General features: G+C 60.7%; 18 protein-coding genes. 2 read left to right on the top strand and 16 right to left on the bottom strand.

What is annotated here, in order from left to right; translation table 11 throughout:
* Positions 1 to 98: 98 nt before the first annotated feature.
* From G3N95_RS24900 to G3N95_RS24945, 10 genes are all read right to left on the bottom strand, one after another.
* On the bottom strand, positions 99 to 2,024 hold the full coding sequence (locus G3N95_RS24900) for a hypothetical protein (RefSeq protein WP_205972726.1): 1,926 nt from the start codon (positions 2,022 to 2,024) through the stop codon (positions 99 to 101).
* A complete protein-coding gene (locus G3N95_RS24905; RefSeq protein WP_205972727.1) occupies positions 2,021 to 3,109 on the bottom strand; it encodes a Gfo/Idh/MocA family oxidoreductase in 1,089 nt (362 codons plus the stop codon). The genes G3N95_RS24900 and G3N95_RS24905 overlap by 4 nt, the downstream gene beginning before the upstream one ends.
* Before the next feature lie 3 nt (positions 3,110 to 3,112).
* On the bottom strand, positions 3,113 to 4,180 hold the full coding sequence (locus tag G3N95_RS24910) for an ABC transporter permease (protein WP_205972728.1): 1,068 nt from the start codon (positions 4,178 to 4,180) through the stop codon (positions 3,113 to 3,115).
* A gap of 57 nt (positions 4,181 to 4,237) precedes the next feature.
* Complete coding sequence (locus G3N95_RS24915) at positions 4,238 to 5,794, bottom strand: sugar ABC transporter ATP-binding protein (protein WP_205972729.1); 1,557 nt, start codon at positions 5,792 to 5,794, stop codon at positions 4,238 to 4,240.
* Positions 5,791 to 6,438, bottom strand: coding sequence for a DUF2291 domain-containing protein (locus G3N95_RS24920; RefSeq protein WP_241018893.1), 648 nt, complete (start codon positions 6,436 to 6,438; stop codon positions 5,791 to 5,793). The genes G3N95_RS24915 and G3N95_RS24920 overlap by 4 nt, the downstream gene beginning before the upstream one ends.
* Positions 6,439 to 6,554: 116 nt before the next feature.
* Positions 6,555 to 7,493, bottom strand: coding sequence for a D-ribose ABC transporter substrate-binding protein (locus G3N95_RS24925; RefSeq protein ID WP_205972731.1), 939 nt, complete (start codon positions 7,491 to 7,493; stop codon positions 6,555 to 6,557).
* A gap of 226 nt (positions 7,494 to 7,719) precedes the next feature.
* Positions 7,720 to 8,580, bottom strand: a complete 861-nt coding sequence (locus G3N95_RS24930; protein WP_205972732.1) for an Imm72 family immunity protein — start codon at positions 8,578 to 8,580, stop codon at positions 7,720 to 7,722.
* A gap of 9 nt (positions 8,581 to 8,589) precedes the next feature.
* On the bottom strand, positions 8,590 to 9,666 hold the full coding sequence (locus G3N95_RS24935; RefSeq protein ID WP_205972733.1) for an Imm72 family immunity protein: 1,077 nt from the start codon (positions 9,664 to 9,666) through the stop codon (positions 8,590 to 8,592).
* Positions 9,667 to 9,701: 35 nt separating this feature from the next.
* Complete coding sequence (locus G3N95_RS24940; protein ID WP_205972734.1) at positions 9,702 to 11,186, bottom strand: hypothetical protein; 1,485 nt, start codon at positions 11,184 to 11,186, stop codon at positions 9,702 to 9,704.
* Positions 11,183 to 13,966, bottom strand: coding sequence for a type VI secretion system Vgr family protein (locus G3N95_RS24945; RefSeq protein WP_205972735.1), 2,784 nt, complete (start codon positions 13,964 to 13,966; stop codon positions 11,183 to 11,185). Before G3N95_RS24945 ends, G3N95_RS24940 begins: the two co-directional genes overlap by 4 nt.
* A 469-nt stretch (positions 13,967 to 14,435) precedes the next feature.
* Between G3N95_RS24945 and G3N95_RS24950 the strand changes: the two genes are divergently transcribed.
* Entirely contained in the window at positions 14,436 to 16,145 is a 1,710-nt protein-coding gene (locus tag G3N95_RS24950; RefSeq protein WP_205972736.1) for a hypothetical protein, read from the top strand.
* A gap of 169 nt (positions 16,146 to 16,314) precedes the next feature.
* On the opposite strand, the gene G3N95_RS24955 is transcribed toward G3N95_RS24950, so the two are convergent.
* Both G3N95_RS24955 and G3N95_RS24960 read right to left on the bottom strand, forming a co-directional pair.
* The gene (locus G3N95_RS24955) at positions 16,315 to 18,591 is read right to left on the bottom strand and encodes a hypothetical protein (RefSeq protein ID WP_205972737.1); all 2,277 of its coding nucleotides are present in this window, start codon (positions 18,589 to 18,591) and stop codon (positions 16,315 to 16,317) included.
* A gap of 538 nt (positions 18,592 to 19,129) precedes the next feature.
* On the bottom strand, positions 19,130 to 19,330 hold the full coding sequence (locus G3N95_RS24960) for a hypothetical protein (protein WP_205972738.1): 201 nt from the start codon (positions 19,328 to 19,330) through the stop codon (positions 19,130 to 19,132).
* A 242-nt stretch (positions 19,331 to 19,572) separates the two neighbouring features.
* Here G3N95_RS24960 and G3N95_RS24965 point away from each other — a divergent pair, with 242 nt between their 5' ends.
* On the top strand, positions 19,573 to 20,223 hold the full coding sequence (locus G3N95_RS24965; protein WP_205972739.1) for an ureidoglycolate lyase: 651 nt from the start codon (positions 19,573 to 19,575) through the stop codon (positions 20,221 to 20,223).
* Between the two features lie 33 nt (positions 20,224 to 20,256).
* On the opposite strand, the gene G3N95_RS24970 is transcribed toward G3N95_RS24965, so the two are convergent.
* From G3N95_RS24970 to G3N95_RS24985, 4 genes are read right to left on the bottom strand one after another with little or no spacing between them, the layout of a single operon-like run.
* Positions 20,257 to 20,664, bottom strand: coding sequence for a GFA family protein (locus G3N95_RS24970; protein WP_205972740.1), 408 nt, complete (start codon positions 20,662 to 20,664; stop codon positions 20,257 to 20,259).
* Positions 20,665 to 20,693: 29 nt separating this feature from the next.
* A complete protein-coding gene (locus G3N95_RS24975) occupies positions 20,694 to 22,064 on the bottom strand; it encodes an NAD-dependent succinate-semialdehyde dehydrogenase (RefSeq protein WP_205972741.1) in 1,371 nt (456 codons plus the stop codon).
* Positions 22,061 to 22,342 carry a hypothetical protein gene (locus G3N95_RS24980; protein ID WP_241018894.1) on the bottom strand — a complete coding sequence of 94 codons (282 nt, stop codon included), beginning with the start codon at positions 22,340 to 22,342 and terminating at the stop codon, positions 22,061 to 22,063. The genes G3N95_RS24975 and G3N95_RS24980 overlap by 4 nt, the downstream gene beginning before the upstream one ends.
* Positions 22,343 to 22,372: 30 nt before the next feature.
* The gene (locus tag G3N95_RS24985; protein ID WP_205972742.1) at positions 22,373 to 23,317 is read right to left on the bottom strand and encodes an electron transfer flavoprotein subunit alpha/FixB family protein; all 945 of its coding nucleotides are present in this window, start codon (positions 23,315 to 23,317) and stop codon (positions 22,373 to 22,375) included.

A 23,317-nucleotide genomic window follows, 5' to 3' on the forward strand; every position in this document is an offset into this window, starting at 1 on the left:
CCATCTCACAGATCACTCATGTGCTGTGCTGGTATGATGAGTAGACCATCTTGATCGAAAAATAGGCACTGGGTTTACTACCGAGAGGTTTCGTCAGCTTATTTGTCCGTCGACGCGATCACGCAGGCAAACGGTCGCAGCGCAATAGGCTCGGCACCGTGCAGGCGTAACGGCGTGTTGTTCCCGTGTTGCAGCGACATTGCGTCGATCATCGCCACGTGCAGCGGATCGCCGTAAAGATCCAGCCGCACGAAGCAGGTCGAACCGGTCAGATTCGCGATCACCAGATGTATCTGCCCACGCGCATTGCGCGCCGCCACGCAGGCGATCTCGCGGGGATTCACGCCCGCGCACGCGAGCCGCGTCGCGCCCGCCATGCGGGCAAGCGCCTTTGCGACGTCGAGCATCGGATAGCGCCGCACGCCGTCGCTGACATCGGCGAGGCCGCGCGCGCCGGTCAGCGCGCCGAGCGTCAGCGTGTCGATGCGCGCGCCCGCCAGCGCCGCTGCATAACCGGCGAGCCACGCGCCGCCGAACAGCGCGCGCTGGCGCGGATCGCCGGCGGCCATCGCGATGCGTTCGCCGTGCGGATTCGGCATCGTGCGCGAGCCGTACGGGTTCTGGCGCATCCCGATCGACACGGGACCGATCGAATAAGGCTGCTGCGCGCCGATCAACGCACGGCATGAGCGGGTGATGTGCTCGATGGCTTCGAGCGTCTGCATCACGCTGCGGTCGTCGGCGGCGTGGACGATGGGACAGGTCGCGTGCGTCGTCCAGTCGACGAGTTCGAGCGGCGGACGCTTGCGGTTGAGTTCGGTGAAGTAGCTGAGCATGCCGCCGCCGATCCGTAGCTGCGGAAACGCACGGCGTGCTTCGCGATACACCTCGTCGAGCGCGGGGCACGGCGGACTGATGCTGCCGGGCGGATTCGACTGCCGATGCACAGACGGGCTCACGACGATGCCCGTCAGTTCGATCCCCGACGCCGCGATCATGGAAGCGAGCGCGGCGAGTTCCACACGCGGCGCATCGACGCCGGGCAGCGCGTATTCGAGCACGCTGGGGATCCCGCTTCGTCGCTGCAACACCGCGAAGCGTTCGAGTTCGTGCAGTCCCTGGCCTGCTATTGGATCGAAGCTGAGCGTCAGTTGCTGAGGCGCAACTTCGCTCAGCAGAGGCAGGTGTTCGAGCGCGGTTTCGATTTCATCCGCTGCAACGGCGATACCGAGCGCGGGCATCGCTTCATCCGTGCTTTCGAAGGTAACGATGCGCTCTTCGCATTCTCGCGATGCAAGCGGCGCGCGTTCCGCAAACGCCCGCTCTTCGATGCGAAGGGTCACGGTCTGCATCATCGTCGCGCCTGCGTCGAGCGTGAAAGGCCACGGCAATTCCAGCGGTCGTGAATACGTCTTGAAGGATGCATCCGACCAGTTGCGCTGGTCCTCCATCTCGAACACATCGCCTGTGAACACACAATGCACGGTGAGTCCGCATGGCATGTCGTGTTCGATCGAGCGGATATCCTTGAACGGCTGCCACGGATCGATCAGCGCGGGAAACGCCGCGCTTTCTTGCGTGCCGTCGCCATGTTCGACGCGCGCCGGCGAACCCGCTACGCCATCTAAAGGATGCAGCACGCAAAAGCCACAGCGCGCCGTCAGAAACGCATCGTGCGCGGTCACGTCCGCGCTGAATGAAAGCGCACCCTCGCCGTCGCATTGAATCGACAACACGTAACTCAATGCGTGTCCATCGGGATTCGCGCATTGCGCACGGTACACGACGCGAAAACCGCTTTCCGTCTGATCGATCCGGATGCCGCTCAGCGCAGGCCGGCAAGTGCCCCAATCCTCGTCGCGCACGAGGAACGCAACCGCGCGGATCACTTCGATGTCGCGGTAACGAATCTGTTGCAGCGCACCATCGATCAACAGCGCGGACCATCGCCCCGCTTGCAGACACTGCGCGTCCTCAACGGGTTGGCTCGTGCCGTAGTAAAGCTCCGCGAGATTCGCGGTCATCGCGCGACCTTCACTTTCGGCGCATGCTCATGTTCCAGTTCACGCAAGTCCACACTGCGCCCTTCGCGCGCGGACAGATACGTCGCCTCGACGAGCGCCAGCGTGCGCAGATTGTCGCGACCGCTCGTCGCCGGTTCGCGCCCGCTGCGCAGACAGTCGATCCAGTGCGACTGAATATTCAGCACGCTGCCCTGAATCGCTTCCCATGGTGAACTCATCCACGGCAGCATCGAAGGCGTCGCATCGCGCACCTCGGTGCCGGTGCCCGTATGAATCTGCAAGTGGTAGTCGGCCATCAGGCGCAACGTGCCCGCCGAGCCATCCACTTCGATCAGCGTCTGCGGAAACAGCTCTTGCGGCAAACGCGTAGCATAGCTGCAATCGACGATGCTGTTCACACCGCTTTCATGACATAGCATGATCGTCGCGACGTCTTCGCCCTTGATCGCGGGATTCACGCGCGACGTATTCGCCGCCACACGTGTCGCGTCGCCGAACAAAAAACGCGCGATATCGAGAACATGAATGCCGAGGTCTTCGACGATGAAACGCTCGCCTTCGGCCAGATAAGGCTGACCGCTGAATACATCGAAGGCCGAGCGAAACGATACCCGGCCCCAGAACGGCGTGCCGATTTCGCCTGCCTGCAACGCCGCGCCGACGGCCTGAATCGCGCTTTGCCAGCGGAAGTTTTCGTGCACCATCAGCGGCACGTTGGCTTCCTTGCAGGCGGACACCATCGCGCGGGCATCGTCGAGCGTGCGTGCGAACGGCTTCTGGCAGATCGTCGCGACTCGGGCTGCCGCAGCCATTTCAACCAACGCGCGATGGCTCGTAACCGTCGTCGCGATATCGACGAAATCGAGTCGTTCTGCGCGCAGCATCGCGGCGGCATCGGTGTACAGACGCTCGATGCCGAACTCGCGTCCGGCGGCATGCAGGCGCGCTTCGTCTGCATCGCATAGCGCGACGATCTGCGCGCCCTCGATGTCGCGCCACGCGTGCAGATGATTGCGCGCGAAGAACCCGCAACCGATCAGCGCGCCGTTATAAGTGTTGCGATCCTGAAGCGTCGATGCGCTCATCGCTCACGCTCCCGTCGCGGCCTGCTTCTGCAACGCGAAGCGTTGCTGCACGCGGCGCTGGATCTGATCGACGACCACCGCGGCCACGATCACCACGCCCTTGATGACCGTCTGCCAGAACGCGCTGACGCCCATCATCACGAGCCCGTCGGAGAGAATGCCGATCACGAAGGCGCCGATGATCGTGCCGCCGATCTTGCCGCGCCCGCCCGACATCGACGTGCCGCCGAGCACGGCCGCCGCGATCGCGTTGAGTTCGAAGGTCTCGCCGCTCATCGGATGCGACGCGACCAGTTCCGACGAAATGATCAGCCCGACGATCGCCGCGCACAGCCCCGAGAACATGTAGACGAACATCTTCACGCGATTCACGCGCACGCCGGACAACTGCGCCGCGCGCTCGTTGCTGCCGATCGCGTAGATCTGCCGCCCGAGCGGCGTGCGTCCCGCGATATACGCGGCAACCGCGCCGACCAGCACCAGCAGCCAGATCGTCAACGGAATGCCGAGTATCGTCGCGCTGCCGAGAATCGGGAAGCCCGTGGTGCCGTAATCGGGATTGCCCGTCAGGTTCGGGAACGTCTCGCCGCCCGACGACAGCAACGCCGCGCCGCGTGCAATATACAAGGTGCCGAGCGTCGCGATGAACGGCGCGACATTGAGGCGCGTGATCAGCAGCCCGTTGATCGCGCCGACGGCCACACCCGTCAGCAGCGCGGCGACGATCGTTTCGGGCACGCTCAGATAGAGCGTGTATTGATCGCCGATCGGGATGCCGTGCAGAATCAGCCCGCCTGCCACCATGCCCGACAGCCCGACGATCGAACCCACCGAAAGATCGATGCCGCCCGCCACGATCACGAACGTCATGCCGATCGCGAGGAACGCATTCAGCGCAACGTGCCGCGACATGATCAGCAGGTTTTCGATGCTCAAAAAGTTGTGCGCCGCGAACGAGAAAAAGATCGCAACGGCAAAGAGCGCGATGAACGTCCGCAGTTTGAGCAACAGCAGAAGCGGTGCCTCGCCGATGCTCGCGCCCGGTGCTTCGCCCTTGATAGCCATCGTCATGAATAGTCTCCAGTGTGTTGCTGGATCAGCTTTGAAATCAGCCGCGCGAGGCAACGATCACGCTGCGGCGCGTTGTTCGGGGAGTGCCGTACGGTGGCCGACAGCCGAGGCCGCGACGAGCGCATCCTGGGTCGCTTCGGCGGCGTCGAATTCGGCCGTCACGCGTCCGTTCGACATCACCAGAATGCGGTCCGACAGCGCCATCACTTCTTCGAGGTCGGAGGTCACGAACAGAATGCCGAGGCCCTTCACGGCGAGATCGCGCATCACCTTGAAGATGTCGGCCTTCGCGCCGACGTCGATGCCGCGGCTCGGTTCGTCCATCAGCAGCACTTTGGGCGTAGTCATCAACGCGCGCGCGATGATCACCTTCTGCTGGTTGCCGCCCGACAGCGAACTGACGGGCAGCCGCCAGTCCGCAACCTTGATCGCGAGATCGCGGATGTATTGCGCAACGGAGCGCTGCTCGCGCTGCGTGCTGATATGAAACGCGCGAGCGAACTCAGAGAGACTGGAGATCGTCATGTTGTCGCCGATCGAGAGAATCGGCAGCAGCGCATCGGCCTTGCGGTCTTCGGGAATCAGCGCAAGACCCTGCGCGACGCGCCGTGCAATCGGCTTGCCCGCAAGCGGCTTTCCGTCCAGTACGATGTCACCCGTCGCGAGCGGATGGCAGCCGAGTATGCACTCGAACAGCTCGGAACGCCCCGCGCCCATCAGCCCGTAAATGCCGACGATCTCACCCGCATGCAGCGACAGCGACACGTGATCGACCAGCAGTCCGCTTCCCTTGCGCGGCAGACACACGTCGCGCACCGTCAGTACTTCGGCGCCGCGCTCGTGACCGATGGGCCGCGAAAAATCTTTCGTCTCGCGGCCGACCATCTGACGCACGATCCACGGCACGTCCACTTGCGCCATCGGCTGGTTGCCGGTGATCCTTCCGTCGCGCAACACGGTGATGTAGTCGCCGATGCGAATCAGCTCTTCGAGCCGGTGCGAGATATAGACGATCGCGACGCCATGTGCCTTGAGATCGGCGATCACCTGAAACAGCACTTCGACTTCAGCCGCGCTCAGCGCAGAAGTGGGCTCGTCGAGAATCAGCACGCGCGCATCGTGCGCGAGCGCCTTCGCGATCTCGACGAGTTGCTGCTGGCCGATGCGCAGATCTTCGACCAGCGTGTCGGGACTCACATCCAGTTCGAGTCGCTTGAGCAGTTCACGCACCTTGCGCCGCTGCGCGTCGGCATCGATGTCGATGCCTGCGCGCGTGATTTCATGCGCGATGAACACGTTCTCGGCAATCGACAGATTCGGGAACAGATTCAGCTCCTGAAACACGATGCCGATGCCATGCTTCAGTGCTTCCGCGCTGCTCGCCAGTTCAACAGGCTTGCCGTCGAGCAGCAAACGCCCCGTGCTCGGCTGTTCCGCGCCCGCGATGATCTTCATCAGCGTCGACTTGCCCGCGCCGTTCTCGCCGACCAGCACGTTCACAGCCGCGCGCCGCACCGCGAAGTTGACCTCTTTCAGCGCGACCGTGCCCGGATACACCTTCGTCACGCCTTCGACGTGCAAAATCACGTCGTCCACTTCGTTGGCTTCGCTCATGACTTGCCTCCGAGCGCGACTGCGAGCGGCACGATTTCAGGTTGTTCCGCCGATGAATCGTACGAGAACGCGCCCGTCACGGTGACCTGCTTGCCCTTGAGCGTATCGCGCGGCAGCGGCTTCATCACATGCGTGGCCGCATAGCTGTTCAGCGCGGTGCCGAACTGCGCGTATTCGATCTGATTGCGGAAACTCGTGAACGAGATGAAGTCGAGCGTATCGCGCAACGTCGTGCCGAGCACGGTCGGACCGATATCGACGATCACATCGGCCTTGCCGTCTCCATCGATATCGACACCCACAGTGCCCTGGCTCGATTGCGTGTCGACGTCGACGATCGTGCCGTGCAGCTTCGTCGGGAAATTCCACGGCGCGCCGTCGTCCTTGCCGCGATAGCCGTATTGCTTGCCCGCCGCGTCGGGGTCCGCCTTGATCGCGTCGCGCAATGTCGCGTAATCGGTTGCGCGCTTTTCGACATCGGGCACGATCTTCGTGCTCCACATCGACGCGACCATCGCGTTCGGATCGTAGCCCGCCGATGCGTACGCGTTGCGCGGATTCTTCGACGCCTGCGCGTCGTGTTTGACCAGCTTGCAGCCTTGCAACGTCCCGCTCGCGGCGATCAACACGATCGCCGCGTACATGCAACCTCTCATGGAAGACCTCTCGGTACGTCGAATGAGAAAACTGATGTGTGACGCAGATCGATGATGCAACGCGAGGAGAAGCGTGCGATATCTCCTCGCGATGACGTCGCGCGCTAGCGCAGTGCGAACATGTCGAGCTTGCCGGCGTTCGCTTTCGTGATCAGCGAGCAGTTGATCAACTGTTTTTCCGGTTTGCCCGTCGAGCCGGTCTTCATGTACTTGTCGGCCTGATCGACGGCTTCCGTCGCGGCCTGCGCGGCCGGCTGCAGGACGGTCGCGCGAATGTCGTTGCGCATGATGGCGTCGCGCACGTCGTTGCTGCCGTCGAAGCCGACCACGATCACGTCGCTGCGCTTCGCGGCCTTCAGCGCCGCCGATGCGCCCATCGCCATCGTGTCGTTGCCCGCAATCACACCCTTGATGTCCGGGTGGCTCTGCAGAATGGTTTCCATCACGCGATACGCTTCCGTCTGGCTCCAGTTCGCCGACTGCCGCTCGACCATCTTCATGCCCGAGAACTGGTCGATCACATCGTGATAGCCCTTCGAGCGGATGCCGGCATTGATGTCCGCTTCACGCCCGACGAGCTCGACATAGTTGCCCTTCTCGCCCAGCGCCTTGACGAACGCGCGGCCGCCGAGCTGCGCGCCCTGATAGTTGTTCGACACGATCTGCGAGACGGCAATACCCGTCGCGTTGATTTCGCGGTCGATCAGGAACGACGGAATGCCCGCCGCCTTCGCCTTCTTGACCGCGGCAATCGACGCTTCAGAGCCTGCGTTGTCGAGAATGATCGCCTTCGCGCCGCGCGCGATGGCCGTATCGACGAGATTCGATTGCTTGTTCGCGTCGTCGTCGTGGACGAGGACGATCGTGTCATAACCGAGCGACTTGGCACGCGCGTTTGCGGTGTCGGCTTCGGCCTTGAAGAACGGGTTGTCGTGCGAGGGGGTGATGATGGCGATCAGATTCGCCGCCTGCGCGGCGCTGCTTGTGCCAACGACCGCCAAAGTGGTCAACGCAAGCGCGAGCCACCGCTTCGATGCTTTCATCGTCTTGTCTCCAGTCTGGTTAAACGCCTTGTGCACTGCCTAAAACCAGTCGACGGTCGTCGTTATCGCCTACTCATCACATGTGCCGTCATGAGGTCATCATACCAGCTAGCGACTTGGCTACAAGGAGAATCGGGCCAGGGTTTTCGCCTAGCGGGTTTGGCCCGACGGGTCTGTCGTTTATGGGGGTTGTGCGGAGTGGAGGTTGGTGCGGAACCGTCCCCGGCTATGCGGGTGATGCAAGGAAGTACTGCGACTCGTCGGGGATGGCGCCATCCTGGTAGCGTGTGTCTTCCCACAACAGGCGCCAGTGGACAGGCTTGGCCACCACGTCAGATGTCATCGGATCGGCAGCCATCAGATTGGGAGCAGCGGTGTCCTTCACAAAGTAGTTAAAACAACCGTTATTCCTGAACAATTTCACGCCGGGAGGTATCGCGCCAAGCACTCGCGTCTGCTCGACTGAGACAGTCTCCCAGATTCCGTCGAAAGGAACATTGCCTCCGGATTGAATCACGGGACCGGAAGGGTTGGGTACCTCGGGCAAGACATCCGGAAAGACAGGATAGGCGAGGTCATAGAACCGGTAGTTGTATTTCGACGGGTTCAGCAACGCAGAGACCGACTGTAACTGCGAGAAGTTGTGATCAGTGTCCCAAACCTCCACAGGCGCCTGCTCCATCCTGTACTCGGACGCACGCAACAAGCTGACCAGCGCGTCGATCCGGGGGGGATACGGCGCAACCTGACTACCACGATCCCAGTAGTCCGGGTGTCGATAGAAATGACTGGCCAGCGAATTGAACTCCCTGATCGCGAGCGCAAGTGGCTGTCCCTGGCGCCAGACAAAGCGATGCCCGTTCGCCAGTTCGTTGAGCCCTTGATCGTAAAGGTCCAGGATTGTATAGATCGTCGTCAGATGATCCGCGGACAGCGGTACTGGATCAGTCGACGGCCACGTCCTTGCTGCCGTCTCATATGCCGATGCGAATACCTTGAAGGCACGCTGCTTCGCCCTCCAGAGCGAAAGGCTCGTCAAGCGCTGCAGTAACCAGAACACCTTCCGTCGTGTGACGTCGTCTTGCATCCTCCACACTCACGCGCCTCGCATCAGATGCCAGGTGACCCAGTGCATCTTTCGCTCGCCCAAGCTGTCTTCGACCATGACATCCGGCATCGATTTACCTGCCGCTATATGTACGGTCCTGCCGCCGTACTCCTCCGTGCGCCATTCGCCGGCCACGGGGCAGATATCGCCGGTACGGGCCGGCCTCACGGTCTTCGGATCGAACGCAGGCGAGGTTTCAGGTGACTTGAGGAAATACTGCGACTCATCCGGGATCACGCCATCCTGGTAGCGCGTGTCTTCCCACAACAGACGCCAGTGCGTTGATCGCGGAGTGATATCCAACGCCTGATCATCGACATCGGACAGATTGGGGGCTTCCGTGCCCGCTACCAGATAGTTGAAACAACCATCGTTTTCGAACAACCCCCCTTCAGTCGAGCTTAGGTCGAGCACGCGATTGCGCCTGATTGTCACTGGCTCCCAGATGCCGTCGCACGGTACTGCCTGGCCGGACTGAATCACCGGCCCGGATGTGTCAGGCACCGGCTGCAAGACGCCGGGTATCGTCGGGTACGCCAGATCATAGAAGCCGTGCCTGTAGTGCGCGGGATCCAGCAACGAACCAGGGCTTTCCAGATTCGCGATGTTGTCTTCCGTCCATACTTCGAGCGGCGCATAGTCCATCTGAAACTCGGATGCGTGCATGAGCTGATAAAGCGCGTCAACCTTCGGCGGATATGGCGCGAACTGGCTTCCGTGCTCCCAGTAATTCGGGTTGCGGTAGAAGTAGCGGTCGAGCGCGTTGAATCGTCTGGCCGCCGCCTTGAACACCTGGTCGGCGCGCCAGACGAATCGATGTCCCCTGGAGAGTTCGGCGAGTCCGCTGTCGTAGCAGGTCAGGATTTCATAGATCGCGCTCAGATGGTCTGCCTCCGGAGCTTCAGGATCTTTCGGGGGCCACGTTTTGATTGCTGTCTCATAGGCATCGGCAAATACCTTGAAGGCTTCACGCTTCGTGTTCCAGAGCGACCAGCTGGTCAGCCGCTGGAGCAGCCAGAAAACCTGGCGACGTGTGAGGTCGTCCCGCATGTCGTATCTGTTCATCTCGGATCAATTTTGCTGTTGCACTCTTCCGTTCATCACTTGTCGCGGATTTCATTGCCGGCCAGCTTCCGGGTCGTAGCCGCGCTCGTGTCTTCGGCTGTTTTTCCATAGCCGAAAAGCTTTTCTACGTTTTCCCAGTTCGTCTTGTAGAACCGGAAAACCACTCCACTGATTTCTTCCGTGTGAACGTCAGGCAAGTCACCCTTCTTCATCAAATCACCAATGTGTGTAATGCGCTGGTTGATATCGCTGCCGAAACTTGCGAACAATTGCTCGCCGCCGCCTTCCAGATACTGAAGGGGTTCACCGCTGCCATATTGTTCCGCCACCTTGCCCTTCCATGCCTTGGCGTCCGGCCATAGTTGACGAAGATTGTCTGGCAGATGCCCAGTCACGATATAACCATTGGCATTGAATTTATCGAGCACCGCACATAGTTCGCGCCATTCCTTCGCAGTTTCAGGCGCCTTACCCAACCCCCAATACATGCCGCCCGCGTACGATTCAGTTCCGATCGTGCCGGCTTTACCGAAGACGCGAAACACCTTCTTACCTGCCAGCTTCGCGGCATCCCATGCCGCAATTTCCCCGTGAAACGAAGCGATGCTTGTGAAAACCTGTCTGTCGCCAAAGACCGGCATTGTCCCTCTGCCACGAAAGAGATCTGGCCATCCTTCCGATATCCATGCGCTGAACTTTGCCCGAAGCTTCTCCACCTGCCGTTCGTTTTCAACGAACGCGGGAATTGCGCTGAACTCGCCCTGCGGCAGCTTTCGTAACCGAACTTCCTCCCGGAGTACTGCCTCCGATTCTCTCTCGACTTTCGGCACGCCGCCCGTCGCGATCGAGCGCTTCTCCCCATCATAAGCCGCATTCTGCAACACCCGGATCTTGCTATCGAGCTCATCCAGCGCCTTTGGCACCATCTTATCCGCCGCTTCGGGCAGCGCACCGAACCCATCCGCGACCATCTGCAACTGGCCGTGCCACTGCTGCGGCAACAGCGTACCCACGTGCGATTCAAGCGTCTTCTGGATTGCGCGTCGAACTGTCGAACAGAAGTTCTTGAGCTTCGCGACGATCTGTGTCTGGTAAGACCTGACGTCGAGCGAACGCAGCCATTGAGGCGCGTCGCCATGTCCTACCCGATTGAGGTACGCCACCACTTCCTGCAGCAGCTTTTCGTCCTTTGCCGCATCTCCTGCGACGCGAAGCGCAAGGCGGCCGACACCTTTGATCACGCCACCCACCACGGGAATCAGCGCGAACACGAGAATCACGAGCAGCACCCATTCCATGACCTCTTCGCGCTTGCGCGGGTCGCGGCACATACCGATGCTGACGGCCAGCAGATCGCGCACGGCCGTCACGTCGCCGACCACGGGAATCACGCCGATGGCGGCATCGGTGATGATCTGGCTGATGGTCTGCTTCTCGTTGAACGCGCCCTGCATTGTTCCCCAGCACCACTGCCCCACTTCGAGGGAGGTCTTCTTGAAGTCGTCGAGGCTCCAGCTCAAGCTTGCGTCCCCCCATGCTTCTGGATCAGCGAATCGATGTCGCTGTCGGACAGCAACTCGCCCCTGAAGTCCGGATTCTGCGTCACGTTCTTGCGCGCGTATGCACGGGCGTCCGGTCCGAGTTTGACCTCGACGGGGCCGACGGGAACGTCCTGCAAATGCATTCTGCCCTGCGCATCCAATACGCCTTCGCGCGCATTGCCATCTGCGAGCGTCGCGACGTACTTCGCACCCTGCACAGGCTCGTTGTCGTGATACAGATACTGCATGGCCGCTTCGTACTTCGACGTCGGAAGCGGCGGCAGAGGATACGCGGTACTCGCTGGCCCCGCAAAGGAATGCTGCGCCCCTTTGATGTCGATGTTGCCTGGCGCGTGAATCTCGATGTTGCCGTCCTTGAGCCGGATATACCCGCCGCCTGACGTCAGCAATATCTCTTTTGCGGCCGCAGTCGTTATGTCGCCCGTCGCCGCTATCAGCTTGAGCGACTTTTGCGCGGTTAACTCGATGTTGCCGGAATGCGCCTGCACTTCCACTTTGCCCTTCGCCGCGAACAACTTCATCCCCGCGTTCTGCACAAACAGGCTGATCTTCTCGCTCACGCTCGCAATCAGCGATTTGCCCGCGGCGATATGCGTGCTGTGCCCGCTGACGAGATTCATGTGCTGTGTCAATGCAACGTGAACGGACTGCTGCGTCGACATCGCGAGTCCCGCAGGCGTCGCGAACAACATGACCGGTTCCTTGAAAAAGTTCGCGTTGCCCGTACCGCCGCCGGCCGTGTTGCCGCCGCTGGCACTCGAACCGGAAACGCTATTCTGCGTCGCATCGCCGAATGCCTTGAGTGCATCCGTACCGTCTTTCAGCGACTCGGCCTGGTGCATCTCGCTTGCCGACGACATCATATCGATCACGCTATGCGAATTCTCAAGCTGCGAGCGTGCCGCGCTCGCGTCGAGGGGCTGGCTTGCCGTGCCGGTCGACGGATGCGTCGATACATACATCCCCTGCGACGCGCGCACCGCGCCATAGGCATCCGATTTCAGATCGAAACCGCTGCCCAGATACGCACCGCGCGTGTTGCCGTTCTGCGCGACCAGATAGCCCAGATGCAGGAATGAATTCGCGCTGCTGCTATAAAGCTGCACGCGGTTCTGCCCCGTCGCGTCGTCCATCACCATCTGGTTGTAGCCGCTGCCCTGATACTCCTTCGAACGGTAGCCCGAGAGAATGCCATTCGAATGCCACTGCGGCGTCTTCGCGCCGTTATACACGCGCCCCGTCACGACGGGCCGGTCGCAATCGCCGTCGAGCCAGCTCACCACCACTTCTTCGCCGATGCGCGGTACGTGCACGCTGCCATATCCATCGCCCGTATCCGACATTGCCACACGCACCCAGCACGACGCATTCTCGTCGCCCGGGTTCAGCCGGTCCCAGTGGAAGCGCACCTTGATGCGATTCAGTTCGTCGGTATAAACCTCTTCGTTTGCCGGGCCGACGACAGTTGCCGTCTGCAGCCGCATCTCCGGCTTGTGATGCTCGAACGGACTGCGATACGGAACGATCTTGCGTTGCGCCTCGACGCGCACCATGAAGAACCCTTCGCTGCCGTCGCTGCCCTTCACCGCCAGCGATTGCGCACCATGCTGCGCGCGTGCCGCCGCGACCAAACCGCTCAGGCTGTGCGGGAAATCCGTCGTGCCCGCCGAGACGGGCAGATTGTTCTCGATCAACCATTCCACGGCGATAACCGCAAACTGCCGTTCCTGCTCTGCACGCGCGCTGTGCTCCTGATGATTCGCCAGTTCGAACCAGCGCCCCGCATCGATACCGCGCACCGCGCCCACGCCATCGAAGCGGCGCGCACGCGATTCCCACGCTTCCATGCGCACTTTCGACAGATGGTCGCCATGGTCCTGAGCACCGTACGTGTAAGCGCCCGTATATTCATAGACCTCTGCCTGCGCAGGCAGATCGCCCTGGCCGGCCATCGTCGGCAGCGAAGTGCCCTTCGGATTCGCTGCGCTTGCCGGCGACTTGTAGTCGAACGTACGCGTGGTCAGCGTCGTGCTTTGCAGCGTGCGCGTGCCGCTCCATTGCACGAACCCATCGGTTTCGCTGTTCGTGCCGGCGCGGTAGAAGTTCACCGTCTGCGGGCTCATCGGTTTCAACGTGCCAATGTCGTCGCTGATGACGAGCGTATGCGATTTGCCGTCATCGGCCTGCTCGACGTAACTGAAAAGGCCCTCGGCTTCCATCAGCCGGTGGCAGAAATTCCAGTCGTCTTCGTATTGCACGCAGAACGAGCGCTGTGCGAGCGGCTGGCTCAATATGAATCGAAATGCACCCTGTGCCTGCGGATGGGCGTTGAATACGTCGGTGAGAATGGCGTCGGCGGTTTTATCCTGCCAGATGCGGGCATCCTTTCTGAAGCACAGAAAATGCAGCCACGAAGTCAAGCCGATCTGATAACTCGTCAGCGCACTGTCGGAACCGAGGCGCCGCGCCGTATGCACATAACCGTGATGCGGACGATAAGTCCGATTTTCCTGCTGGATCCAGAGCGTAACGGGCTGTGCAATCAGCGATTTGAGTTCGATGCCCTCGCGCGATGAAATGACATCGACGATAAAGGCGCTGTCGCGGCCCAGCGCTGCATGGCCGAGCGCGCGCTGCGGCACCAGCACATTGGCGCCCAGCGGCGTGTCCAGCCTCAGCACCCGGTCGGTCTGCACGACTGCGCCCGTGATCGCCCCGATTATGTCCTGCGCCCCCATACCGCCTCTTTTTAATCCGATTGCGCCCACGCGCTACCGCGCGATATTACAGAATTGAAGACGTTAATCGCAATCGTATTTTAAAGGCGATATGTATCAGGTCGTAATTGCCGGATTAAGAAATGCCATTCGCATACTGGCGGAATAAATTATCCGTCCATTTAACAATTATCGCTGTGCTTTTTTAAAGCCTCTTCAAACCGCGGCGCGCTTCCGTTGATTGACGGGAACTCACGCCGCCGTGAAGCATGAAGCCCGAGAACGGCACGAGCCATCATCGGGTGCCATTCGTGTTCACCAAATATTCATTCAGCCAGCTTCGGTTCAGTCAGCGTCGTTTCGGCCCGACCTGCTTCCACGTGAGTATTGAGCACAACAATTCGCAGGCAAGCACGGGACTGCCCGCAAGCCATCGCCACTGCCGAAGTAGCAGCGCCGCTTCCGAAACTTCAATCACGGAACCCAAGTCATGGCCCCTATCAGAATCAAGTCGCACTCGCCCGTCGATTTGCCCTCAAGCACGCCGGGAGCCTCGACCTCGAAGTCTGGCGAAAGCAGGCTGTCCCAGCGCTCGTCGCAGCAATTCGACGCGCTGGGCAAGCGACCGTCGACGCCGAGGCCGGGGCCAGGCGACGCCTCTTCGTCGTCGACACCACGGCGGACGGACAAACCGCTGCCGCCTGTCCCTCCCGAAGAGCCGGCGCACAATCCGCCTGCCGCCGACGCTTCCGCGCAACGTCCCGCCAAGCCGCTGCCCGCCGTTCCCGGCAAGCCCGGCGACGTCCATTCATTCGTCCCGCCCAAAGCCGAATCGGGTGGCGGCTTCGCCCGCTTTGCCAACATGCTTGGCGCAAACAGAAAAGGCGTTCACGCGGTCGGTCTCGCAGGCAAGAAGCCGATGAATAACGTCTTGAATGCCGCGTCATCCAACGAGCACGGCAAGTTTGCCTACGATGCCGCGCCCGCGACCGAACTGGTCAACGCCGCCGCGTCGGGTTCCACCGCGATCGCTGCGCACAACATCAGCAAGCGCTATGGAAACAAGGTCGACGACATGCTGGCCGGAGACGTGGCGCGCTTTCATACGGCCAGCAGCAAAGCGGGCACACCTGCCGCGTCGCTCAATCAAGGTCTTGTCGACCACAAGAACCTGACGCCCGCGCAACAACTCGCGTTCAAGCGCAATCCGTCGATCCCCGAAAATCAGCTTATCACCAAAGACGCCCAAGGCAACTGGCAATACGACAAGGCAAAACTCACCCGGATTGCCAAAGACACTTCACATCCCGACTCGACGCACGCACGCGATGTCCTCGCGACGATGAGCATCGCGGAGAACAAGGGCAAACAGCGACGCGGCGCCGCGCTGGCGACGCTGGGCTCGGGGATCGGCGTGGCCGCGACTACAGCGCAGATCGTCGGAACGCATGGCGCGATCACGCCTGCGCTGGTCGCCGGACATGCGGGACTCGGTGGCAAGGAAACGCTCGAACTGAAGAAGCCCTTTGTCGAAGCACGGCAAGAGATGCGTAACGAGAAGAGCGACGAAGTACTGCGTCACGTCAATCGACGCATGGACGGATTGCCGCCATTACCCGAAGACGCACCGATCGGAGTCAAAGCCGGCGCCTATGCCGTGGCTTATGAGAACGCGCGCCGCAACGTCGCGCAGCAGAACAATTTCGGCTTCAGGATCCCCGGCAGCATGATCGACGACAGGAAATCCGCGACGGTCAAATCAGACGCTCAGGAACTCGCGAACAAGCACATCAGCGGCATCGTGCAGAACGGCATGAAGCGGGCGAACGATGGCAGCCTGGCACGGCTCGGCAACGTCGACAAAGAACTGGGGCTCACGAGGTCGCAGCGCGAGAAGCGCGCGTTGGAACACATCAGCGGCGACGCGGATTTGAAAGCCGTCCACACGCTGTTGACGGATACAGGCATTCCCAAAGGCGAGGCCGCCATGCTGATGTCGAAAATGAGCGAGCACTCGCTGGCTGCGCGCAACGAAAGCAGCAGTGCACCTGCGAAGGCCAGCGACGATGCCAAGCCTCTGACGCGCGACGAAGAACGCACGAAGATCGCGGACATCATCGGCGAGCCGACTCTCAAGCCGGCCGATACCGTCAAGGACGCGGAAGGCAAAATCAAGTCGGGGCTTGCGCTGAGGTCGTAAACGCAAACCCCGCATCGCTGCTGGGGTTTATGTCGCGAACGTGCGCCTCAAATGAAAAATGCGCCATCCCTCGCCGACGCCGTTGTACGCGAGTACAACGGATCGTCGCAAAAGGGATGGCGCATGAACGTGATAACCGGGGGTTATCGACGCTTACCGCATAGAACGCTTACTGCCCCGTGTAACCAACAGGCACGGTCGAATTGCTCTTCGCCACCGTTGCGTTGTTCGACACGATGTACTGCGGCACTTCCGTCAGCGTCAGCGACACCTGACCGTTCGAGTACGCAACCGTGCTGACGTTGCCATAGCCGTCGATCTTCGTCACGTTGCCAGACGTGCCAGGATTGTCCACCTGCAGCGAATAGGCCTGCGAGTAGGTCTGGCTATACGTGCCGTTGGCGGGCCATTGGCTGTTATTGTGCGTCCATGCTGCCGTCACGACCTTGCCGTTGCCGAGTTGCTGGAAGCCGTAGGCAAAGACACCCGAAGGCGCGCTCTTGATGGGGCCGAGCGTGTTCGTGCCGTCGAGCACACGCGTCATCGTTGCGAATGCCATGGCTTCAGGCTTCGGCGACAGATTCGACGCACCGTACGAGCCTTGCGCGTTGTTCAGGTCGAAGAACGAACCGTAGCCCACTTCGCCCGGATAGTCGGCACCGTAGAACAGCGTCGTCAACTGCGCACCGCTGCCCAACGTGATGATGTGCGAGCGGACGCCCACTGCCGCATGCGCGAACAGCTGGTTCTGCGACGGCACCGTCGGACCGTAGGCGAGACCCGGGTCGTAGCTCGTGCCCGCTTCCGTGAAGAACAGCTTCATGTTCGGCTTGCCGGCTTGCATCACCTGACGCAGCTGTGCGATCTGGTTGTCGAGTGCGTTGGCCTGGTTGGCCGCGCTCGGGTCCGAATCGTACTGCTCAGGCGGATGCGCCGGGTACGTACCCGCGTTCCAGTAACCGTGTGTCGACACAGCGTCGATGTAATTCCACAGGCCGAGCGCACCGAACTTCTTCAGATAGCCTGCCGTGCAGGTATCGCAGTTCGCGGCGAACGGATTGCCCGTGCCCATCACGATCGCGTTCGGATCCGTCGAATGGATGCCTTGATACGCAGCCTTGTACATCGCGACGAAGTTCGCATCGCTATCGGCCCATGCGAGGCTAGGCTCCCACGTGACCTGATAGTAGTTGTTCTGCTGGTTCGGATAGTTTGCCGCGCGGATCAGGCTCGTGTCCGTGCCGACTTTCGCCATGAAGTTCTGGAACTCGTTCAGATCCTTCGGTGCGTAGTAGCTGTCGGTGAACTGGCCCGTCTTCGAGTTCCATGCAGGAATGCCGTCGAGACGCACAATACGCATCTGGTCCGGGTTTGCCTTATAGAACGGATCGAGGTCGCTCACATTCGGCGTATACGTGTTCGGACCGTTCGGCTCCATCACCGACTGCTGGCGATCGTCGATCGTCCACGTAATGCCGAGTGCATGCAGCGCGGCGATGTTGCCGTTGAAGCCCTGCATGCCGAAGCGATGCTGGTCCTGATGTGCATACGTCACCGTGCCGAGCGCCGAAGCGAGATTCGGCAGCACGCCGAACGTCGCGATGCCCGTCGGACGCGTGCCGCGATTCGGCAGCGTGCCGCCGCTCGCGCGCAGCGTGGCCGTGATCGCGCCATAGCCCGACCACGTCGACGTGCACGAGATGCTGTTGGTCTGCACGCCGGCGCTCACCGGGAAGCTGCCCTGCGTCTTGATCGAGCCGTTCGAATCCGCAATCGACCAGACCACGGTATCCGCGTTCGGCGCGTTCGTCGTGACGGTCACTTTGAACGGTGTGTTGTTCTGGAAAACGCGCAGACCGTCGGTGGTCGGCGTATCGGCCGTGATCAGACCGCTCGCCGTGCCGCCCGCTGTTTGCGTCGGCGTTCCGCACGACAGCGTCGAACTGGCCGAGGGTGACGGCGCGGGCGACGGGGTAGGAGTCGGCGTGGGCGTTGGCGTTGGCGTTGGCGTGGGCGTGGGCGTTGGCGTTGGCGTTGGCGTTGGCGTTGGCGTAGGCGTAGGCGTAGGCGTGGGAGTCGGAGTAGGCGTCGGGGTGGGCGTCGGAGTAGGCGTAGCAGACGGCGTAGCCGCGACCGCACGCACCCAGCATGCCTTTCCATATCCATATGCAGGGTCGGTCGATGAAACCGCACCCACATAACAGCCCACGCCATTGGTAAACGTGCGCGGCGCAGTCAGCATCACCGACGGCGCGTTAGGCGGCACAGCGCCAAAAACTACGGAGCCCGTTCCAAGGAACGAGCAATTGCCGTTTTCCTTGCCGCACAGCGTATACGTCTGCCCCGAGACAGTAATCGACGTTGCCTGAGCATGCGCCTGTTGCGCACCGAACGACGTCAGCACGGTTGCCGATGCAACCCCCACTACTTTCCAATATTTCATCATAGTCCGTTGATCTCGCTGAAAATCCGTCTTCCCCGAAGGTGTCCAGCAAGATCGTTCACAAATCGTCCCGCTGTGGCGTTATCGAATACAACCCGCGTTATGTATTTATTACGGATTACTTACTATTGAATACGCATACGAGCAGAGCATTGACTCATGCAATCTCGCATGCGCTTGCCAGGAACGTCCGGGAACCTCGCGCTCTGGTGGGAGGGGTCCGTATGTATCTGGCGTTGGATCGGATGTTCGCGTCGCGTGAGTCGCGCAAAACTCCTGCCGATGAGGAATCCTTAACGCGTACTCAACCCGCTTGCGATTTTTGACAGCAGCATGCCGCCGCGAACCCTTTCGGTTCGACGAATCGATGCACATCCATGAATCAGGCGCACCCCGAGCTTCGCGATACCGCGGTCAGCAACGACGCGGAAACTGCGAACGCACGCCCGAAAGAGACGAAACGGCAACTTGCTATACGCAAGCACTACAGGTATTAATTACTGCGACTCGTACCCCGATAAAGTATTAATTACAGAAACTTTCAAGGCAGACGAATTATAAACGTTTCATTCGTGTAACGTTGTCCGCCAGAACCAGAAAAGGCGATGTCGCCGGTAATATCGGGAAATTTTTGAGATATGCTTCCACGAAGCGGTATCGATGAGGAAAGATTCACCATCCCACGGTCAGAAAAAGTAAATTTATGATCGATATGGTTATTTTTTTGGTTTTTTTTCGTCATACGAATCGAAGAATTTATGCGTTTCAGCTTTGTGGCGGACGATTAATTTTAATATCCGGGATTACCACTAGCAGGAATATCAGTCGATATTGTGAAAATCCGCGATCCATTGGCAGAGCGGCGTTCGCACTCACGCTCGCCACCTTCGCGTATTAATCGGTAAATTCACCCGTTCAACGAAAATCCGAAAAGCCGGGCGGGATTATCCACCAGCAGCCAGGAAGACGCCGTAGACTGCGACGATGTACACTCCGATCGACTATCTCAACCCCGACCTTCCACGCGACCTCAAACGGGTGACCATGCCCGTCGTCGATGCAACGCCGGCTTCGCTAGACGGCTATGGCAGGCTCGTCGCCGATCCGGACGAGTGCAAGGTCGAGATCGTCCAGTGGCCGGCACGGGGTACGCGGCCCATCGATCCCGGTACGGGCGATGAGGCGGGCACGACGGAAGGCGTGTTCGTGAGCGAATGGCGCGGCGACATTCTCTACGGCCGCAACGAGGCTGTCGGCGGCCACTATGTCCTTGCGTATGCGACGGAGCCGGACGAAGCGCGCGAACATCACGCCATGCCGCCGGAGCGCATGCTGCTGTGGCACGCGAACTACCATCCCGACGGCGGACAACTGTTCTTCCCGCTCGACGGACGTCCGTTCTACGTGCCGTTGGCGCTGCCCGGCGACGACATCACGCCGGAGAAGTTCGTGTGCTTCCGCTTCGATGGACAGCACGGTCTCTACATCCATCCGAACATCTGGCACGAAGGCGTGTTCACGCTCGAAGGAACCCAGCGTTTCTTCGACAAGCAGGGCGCCGTTCATGCGCGCGTGTCCGTCGAGTTCGCGAATGAATTCGGCTGCCTGCTCGAAGCGCCCATCGTGCATCGCTGATGCCTGGCCGTTCAAGACCAGGCATCAACGCGGTCAAGGGCTCCGCGTAAAACGCGTCGCACCTGCGAAGGGCTCTAGCCATTGTGCTGCGCCGTCGGTGTAAATCTCCGTTTGAGGCGGCTGCAGTCCTTCCAGACTATCGAGCGTGCCCGCCTTGACGATCACCTGACCGGGCATCATCGCGACCTTCGTGATGACCGGCGACCCGCAATTTCCGCAGAAATGGCGATACGACGGATGACCGCTATCGCCTCTGGTTTCGTAGACGAGCGTCTTGCCTTGCTGCTCATAGTCGGCTTCGCTGACGAACAGATTGAACGAAAACAGACTGCCGCTTTGCTTCTGACAATGCGTGCAATGACAAACCGCGGCCGCTTGCGGTTCGCTTTTCAACACATAGCGCACGGCCCCGCACAGACAGCCGCCCTTTCTGTACTGCATGATCGATTCTCCCGTGAGACGCGTAGCGATTACTGCGCGACACGCACCAGCTTGCGATTGAGAAACTCGCCGATACCGAGTTCCGACAGTTCGCGTCCAAAGCCCGAATTCTTGATACCGCCAAACGGCAATCCCGGCGAGTCCGCAAAGCACGAGTTGATGTACACCATGCCCGCTTCGATACGCGACGCCACCTGCTTCGCATGCTCGACATCCGTGTCGAAGACGAAGGCGCCGAGGCCATACTTCGTTGCGTTGGCGAGCCTGATCGCTTCTTCCTCGCTGTTCACGACATAGAACGACAGCACGGGTCCGAATGCTTCCTGCTGATAGAGCGGATTGTCTTCGGCGATATCGGTGATGATGGTCGGTTCCAGATAGAAACCCGGGCGGTCGACACGCTTGCCGCCGAAGACGATGCGCGCGCCCGCCGCCTTCGCTTCGTCGATCTGCCTGAGCAAACCTTCCAGCGCACGTTCGCTGACGAGCGGGCCGAGCGTGGTCGCTTCGTCGGTCGGATCGCCGACCTTGATCGCCGCAAACTGCTCTCTCAGCGCGGCGAGCATCTTCTCGCCGCGCTCCTTGCCGACCACGATCACGCGCTTGATGTTCACGCAGCCCTGTCCCGAGTTGAAGGTGCGGCCCATCACGCACTGCTCGACGGCCAGATCGAGCGATGCACCTTCAAGGATGAGCGCAGGATCGCTGCCGCCCAGTTCCAGAATGGCCTTCTTCAAGTTGCGTCCCGCGCGTTCGCCGACGGACGCCCCTGCACGCTCGCTGCCCGTCAACGCGACGCCGCGCACGCGGAAGTCGTCGACGAGTCGGGCGATCTGTTCGATGCTGCAAAAGAGATTCGTATACACGCCTTCCGGCGCGCCGGCTTCCTCGAAGAGTCGCGCGAAAGCGAGCGCGCATTGCGGGACGTTTTCAGCGTGCTTCATCAGCACCACGTTCCCCGCGACGAGTTGCGGTGCGGCGACGCGGACCAGTTGATAGAACGGGAAATTCCACGGCTCGATGGCGAGAATGACGCCGATTGGCTCCGCGACCAGCGTCGCGCCCGGTTCACCCGGCACTTGTTGCGGCGCGAGAAACTTCTCTCCGTGCTCTGCGTAGTAATCGAGAATATCGGCGACCAGATCGATTTCCATGTAGCTGAAGCGGACGATCTTGCCCATTTCCAGCGTCGGATACGTCGCGTACTCATCGCGCTTCTCGCGCAGGATCCGCGCGGCGCGACGCACGATGGCGGCGCGTTCGGCGACCGGCCGGAATTTCCAGTCTTCGTGATAACGCTTGTCGGCCGCGCTCAGTGCGGCGAACACCTGTTCATCCGATTGCAGCGGAAATTCCTTGACTACTTTTCCCGTCGCGGGATTGACAGTAACGAAGCTCATCGTTTTCTACTCCTTTCTGACGTGCGAGTGGTAATGGCTGCATTGAGCCGGGATTTGTGTGGACTATCGAATCGGGCCTTGGCAGCGCGCATTGCTTCGTCGAAGCTCGGTTCTGTGGCCATGTGCCGGTGATCGATCGACACGAGCCAGTTGCCGTGCGCAAGACACCATCTGATGCGCGAGTCTTGCAGCAGCAGCGAGAACCATCGCCACAAGGACGCGTCCTCGGTGTTGGCAACGGCAAGTCCCTGCAAACGGACGATGTCGATCGGATTCAAAGGCTGTACCCGTTGTACAGAGCGATGCGTTCATCGATGCACGTTCAGTTCGTGCACGAGTGAGGGAACGCAGTCGAACAGATCGCCGACCACGCCGTAGTCTGCGACGCTAAAGATCGGCGCTTCTTCGTCCTTGTTGATCGCGACGATCACCTTCGAGTCCTTCATGCCAGCCAAGTGCTGAATTGCGCCCGAGATGCCGACCGCGATGTACAGTTGCGGCGCGACGATCTTGCCCGTTTGACCGACCTGATAATCGTTCGGCACGTAGCCCGCGTCGACAGCCGCGCGTGATGCGCCCATTGCCGCGCCGAGTTTGTCGGCCAAAGGCTCCAGTACCTTTGTGTAGTTCTCGCCGCTGCCCAGACCTCGACCGCCCGAGACGATGATGTTCGCGCCAGTCAGTTCCGGACGGTCGAGCTTCGTCACTTCACGGCTCACGAACTGCGAAACGCCTGCATCGGCTGCGGCTTCGATCTTCTCGAGCGACGCCCTGCCACCTTCGGCTGCAACCGGATCGAAGCCCGTCGCGCGAACCGTGATGACCTTGATGGCATCTTGAGATTGAACCGTAGCGATTGCATTGCCCGCGTAAATCGGGCGTTCGAAAGTATCGGCGCCGACTACCGCAGTGATCTCGCTGATCTGTGCAACGTCGAGCTTCGCGGCAATACGCGGCGCGATGTTCTTGCCGTATGCCGTAGCGGGTGCGAGGATGTGCGAGTAGTCCTTCGCGATGTTCAGCACTGTCGCCTCGACATTCTCTGCAAGGCCTTCGGCCAGTTGCGGTGCGTCCGCAAGCAACACCTTCGCAACGCCAGTCACCTTCGCAGCTGCATCAGCCGCGCCTTGCGCGTGGTGGCCCGCGATCAGCACATGCACGTCACCACCAATCTTTTGCGCAGCGGCAACCGTGTTCAGCATCGCTGCTTTCAGCGCCGCGTTGTCGTGCTCAGCAATTACCAGAATCGTCAT

It is taken from the genome of Paraburkholderia sp. Tr-20389 (assembly GCF_017104565.1).
Lineage (GTDB): Bacteria > Pseudomonadota > Gammaproteobacteria > Burkholderiales > Burkholderiaceae > Paraburkholderia.

Bases quoted from the DNA above. Each gene is read 5' to 3' on its own strand.
- G3N95_RS24900 (WP_205972726.1), bottom strand. From the start codon at position 2,024: ATGACCGCGAATCTCGCGGAGCTTTACTACGGCACGAGCCAACCCGTT.
- G3N95_RS24905 (WP_205972727.1), bottom strand. From the start codon at position 3,109: ATGAGCGCATCGACGCTTCAGGATCGCAACACTTATAACGGCGCGCTG.
- G3N95_RS24910 (WP_205972728.1), bottom strand. From the start codon at position 4,180: ATGACGATGGCTATCAAGGGCGAAGCACCGGGCGCGAGCATCGGCGAG.
- G3N95_RS24915 (WP_205972729.1), bottom strand. From the start codon at position 5,794: ATGAGCGAAGCCAACGAAGTGGACGACGTGATTTTGCACGTCGAAGGC.
- G3N95_RS24920 (WP_241018893.1), bottom strand. From the start codon at position 6,438: ATGTACGCGGCGATCGTGTTGATCGCCGCGAGCGGGACGTTGCAAGGC.
- G3N95_RS24925 (WP_205972731.1), bottom strand. From the start codon at position 7,493: ATGAAAGCATCGAAGCGGTGGCTCGCGCTTGCGTTGACCACTTTGGCG.
- G3N95_RS24930 (WP_205972732.1), bottom strand. From the start codon at position 8,580: ATGCAAGACGACGTCACACGACGGAAGGTGTTCTGGTTACTGCAGCGC.
- G3N95_RS24935 (WP_205972733.1), bottom strand. From the start codon at position 9,666: ATGAACAGATACGACATGCGGGACGACCTCACACGTCGCCAGGTTTTC.
- G3N95_RS24945 (WP_205972735.1), bottom strand. From the start codon at position 13,966: ATGGGGGCGCAGGACATAATCGGGGCGATCACGGGCGCAGTCGTGCAG.
- G3N95_RS24950 (WP_205972736.1), top strand. From the start codon at position 14,436: ATGGCCCCTATCAGAATCAAGTCGCACTCGCCCGTCGATTTGCCCTCA.
- G3N95_RS24955 (WP_205972737.1), bottom strand. From the start codon at position 18,591: ATGATGAAATATTGGAAAGTAGTGGGGGTTGCATCGGCAACCGTGCTG.
- G3N95_RS24960 (WP_205972738.1), bottom strand. From the start codon at position 19,330: ATGACGAAAAAAAACCAAAAAAATAACCATATCGATCATAAATTTACT.
- G3N95_RS24965 (WP_205972739.1), top strand. From the start codon at position 19,573: ATGTACACTCCGATCGACTATCTCAACCCCGACCTTCCACGCGACCTC.
- G3N95_RS24970 (WP_205972740.1), bottom strand. From the start codon at position 20,664: ATGCAGTACAGAAAGGGCGGCTGTCTGTGCGGGGCCGTGCGCTATGTG.
- G3N95_RS24975 (WP_205972741.1), bottom strand. From the start codon at position 22,064: ATGAGCTTCGTTACTGTCAATCCCGCGACGGGAAAAGTAGTCAAGGAA.
- G3N95_RS24985 (WP_205972742.1), bottom strand. From the start codon at position 23,317: ATGACGATTCTGGTAATTGCTGAGCACGACAACGCGGCGCTGAAAGCA.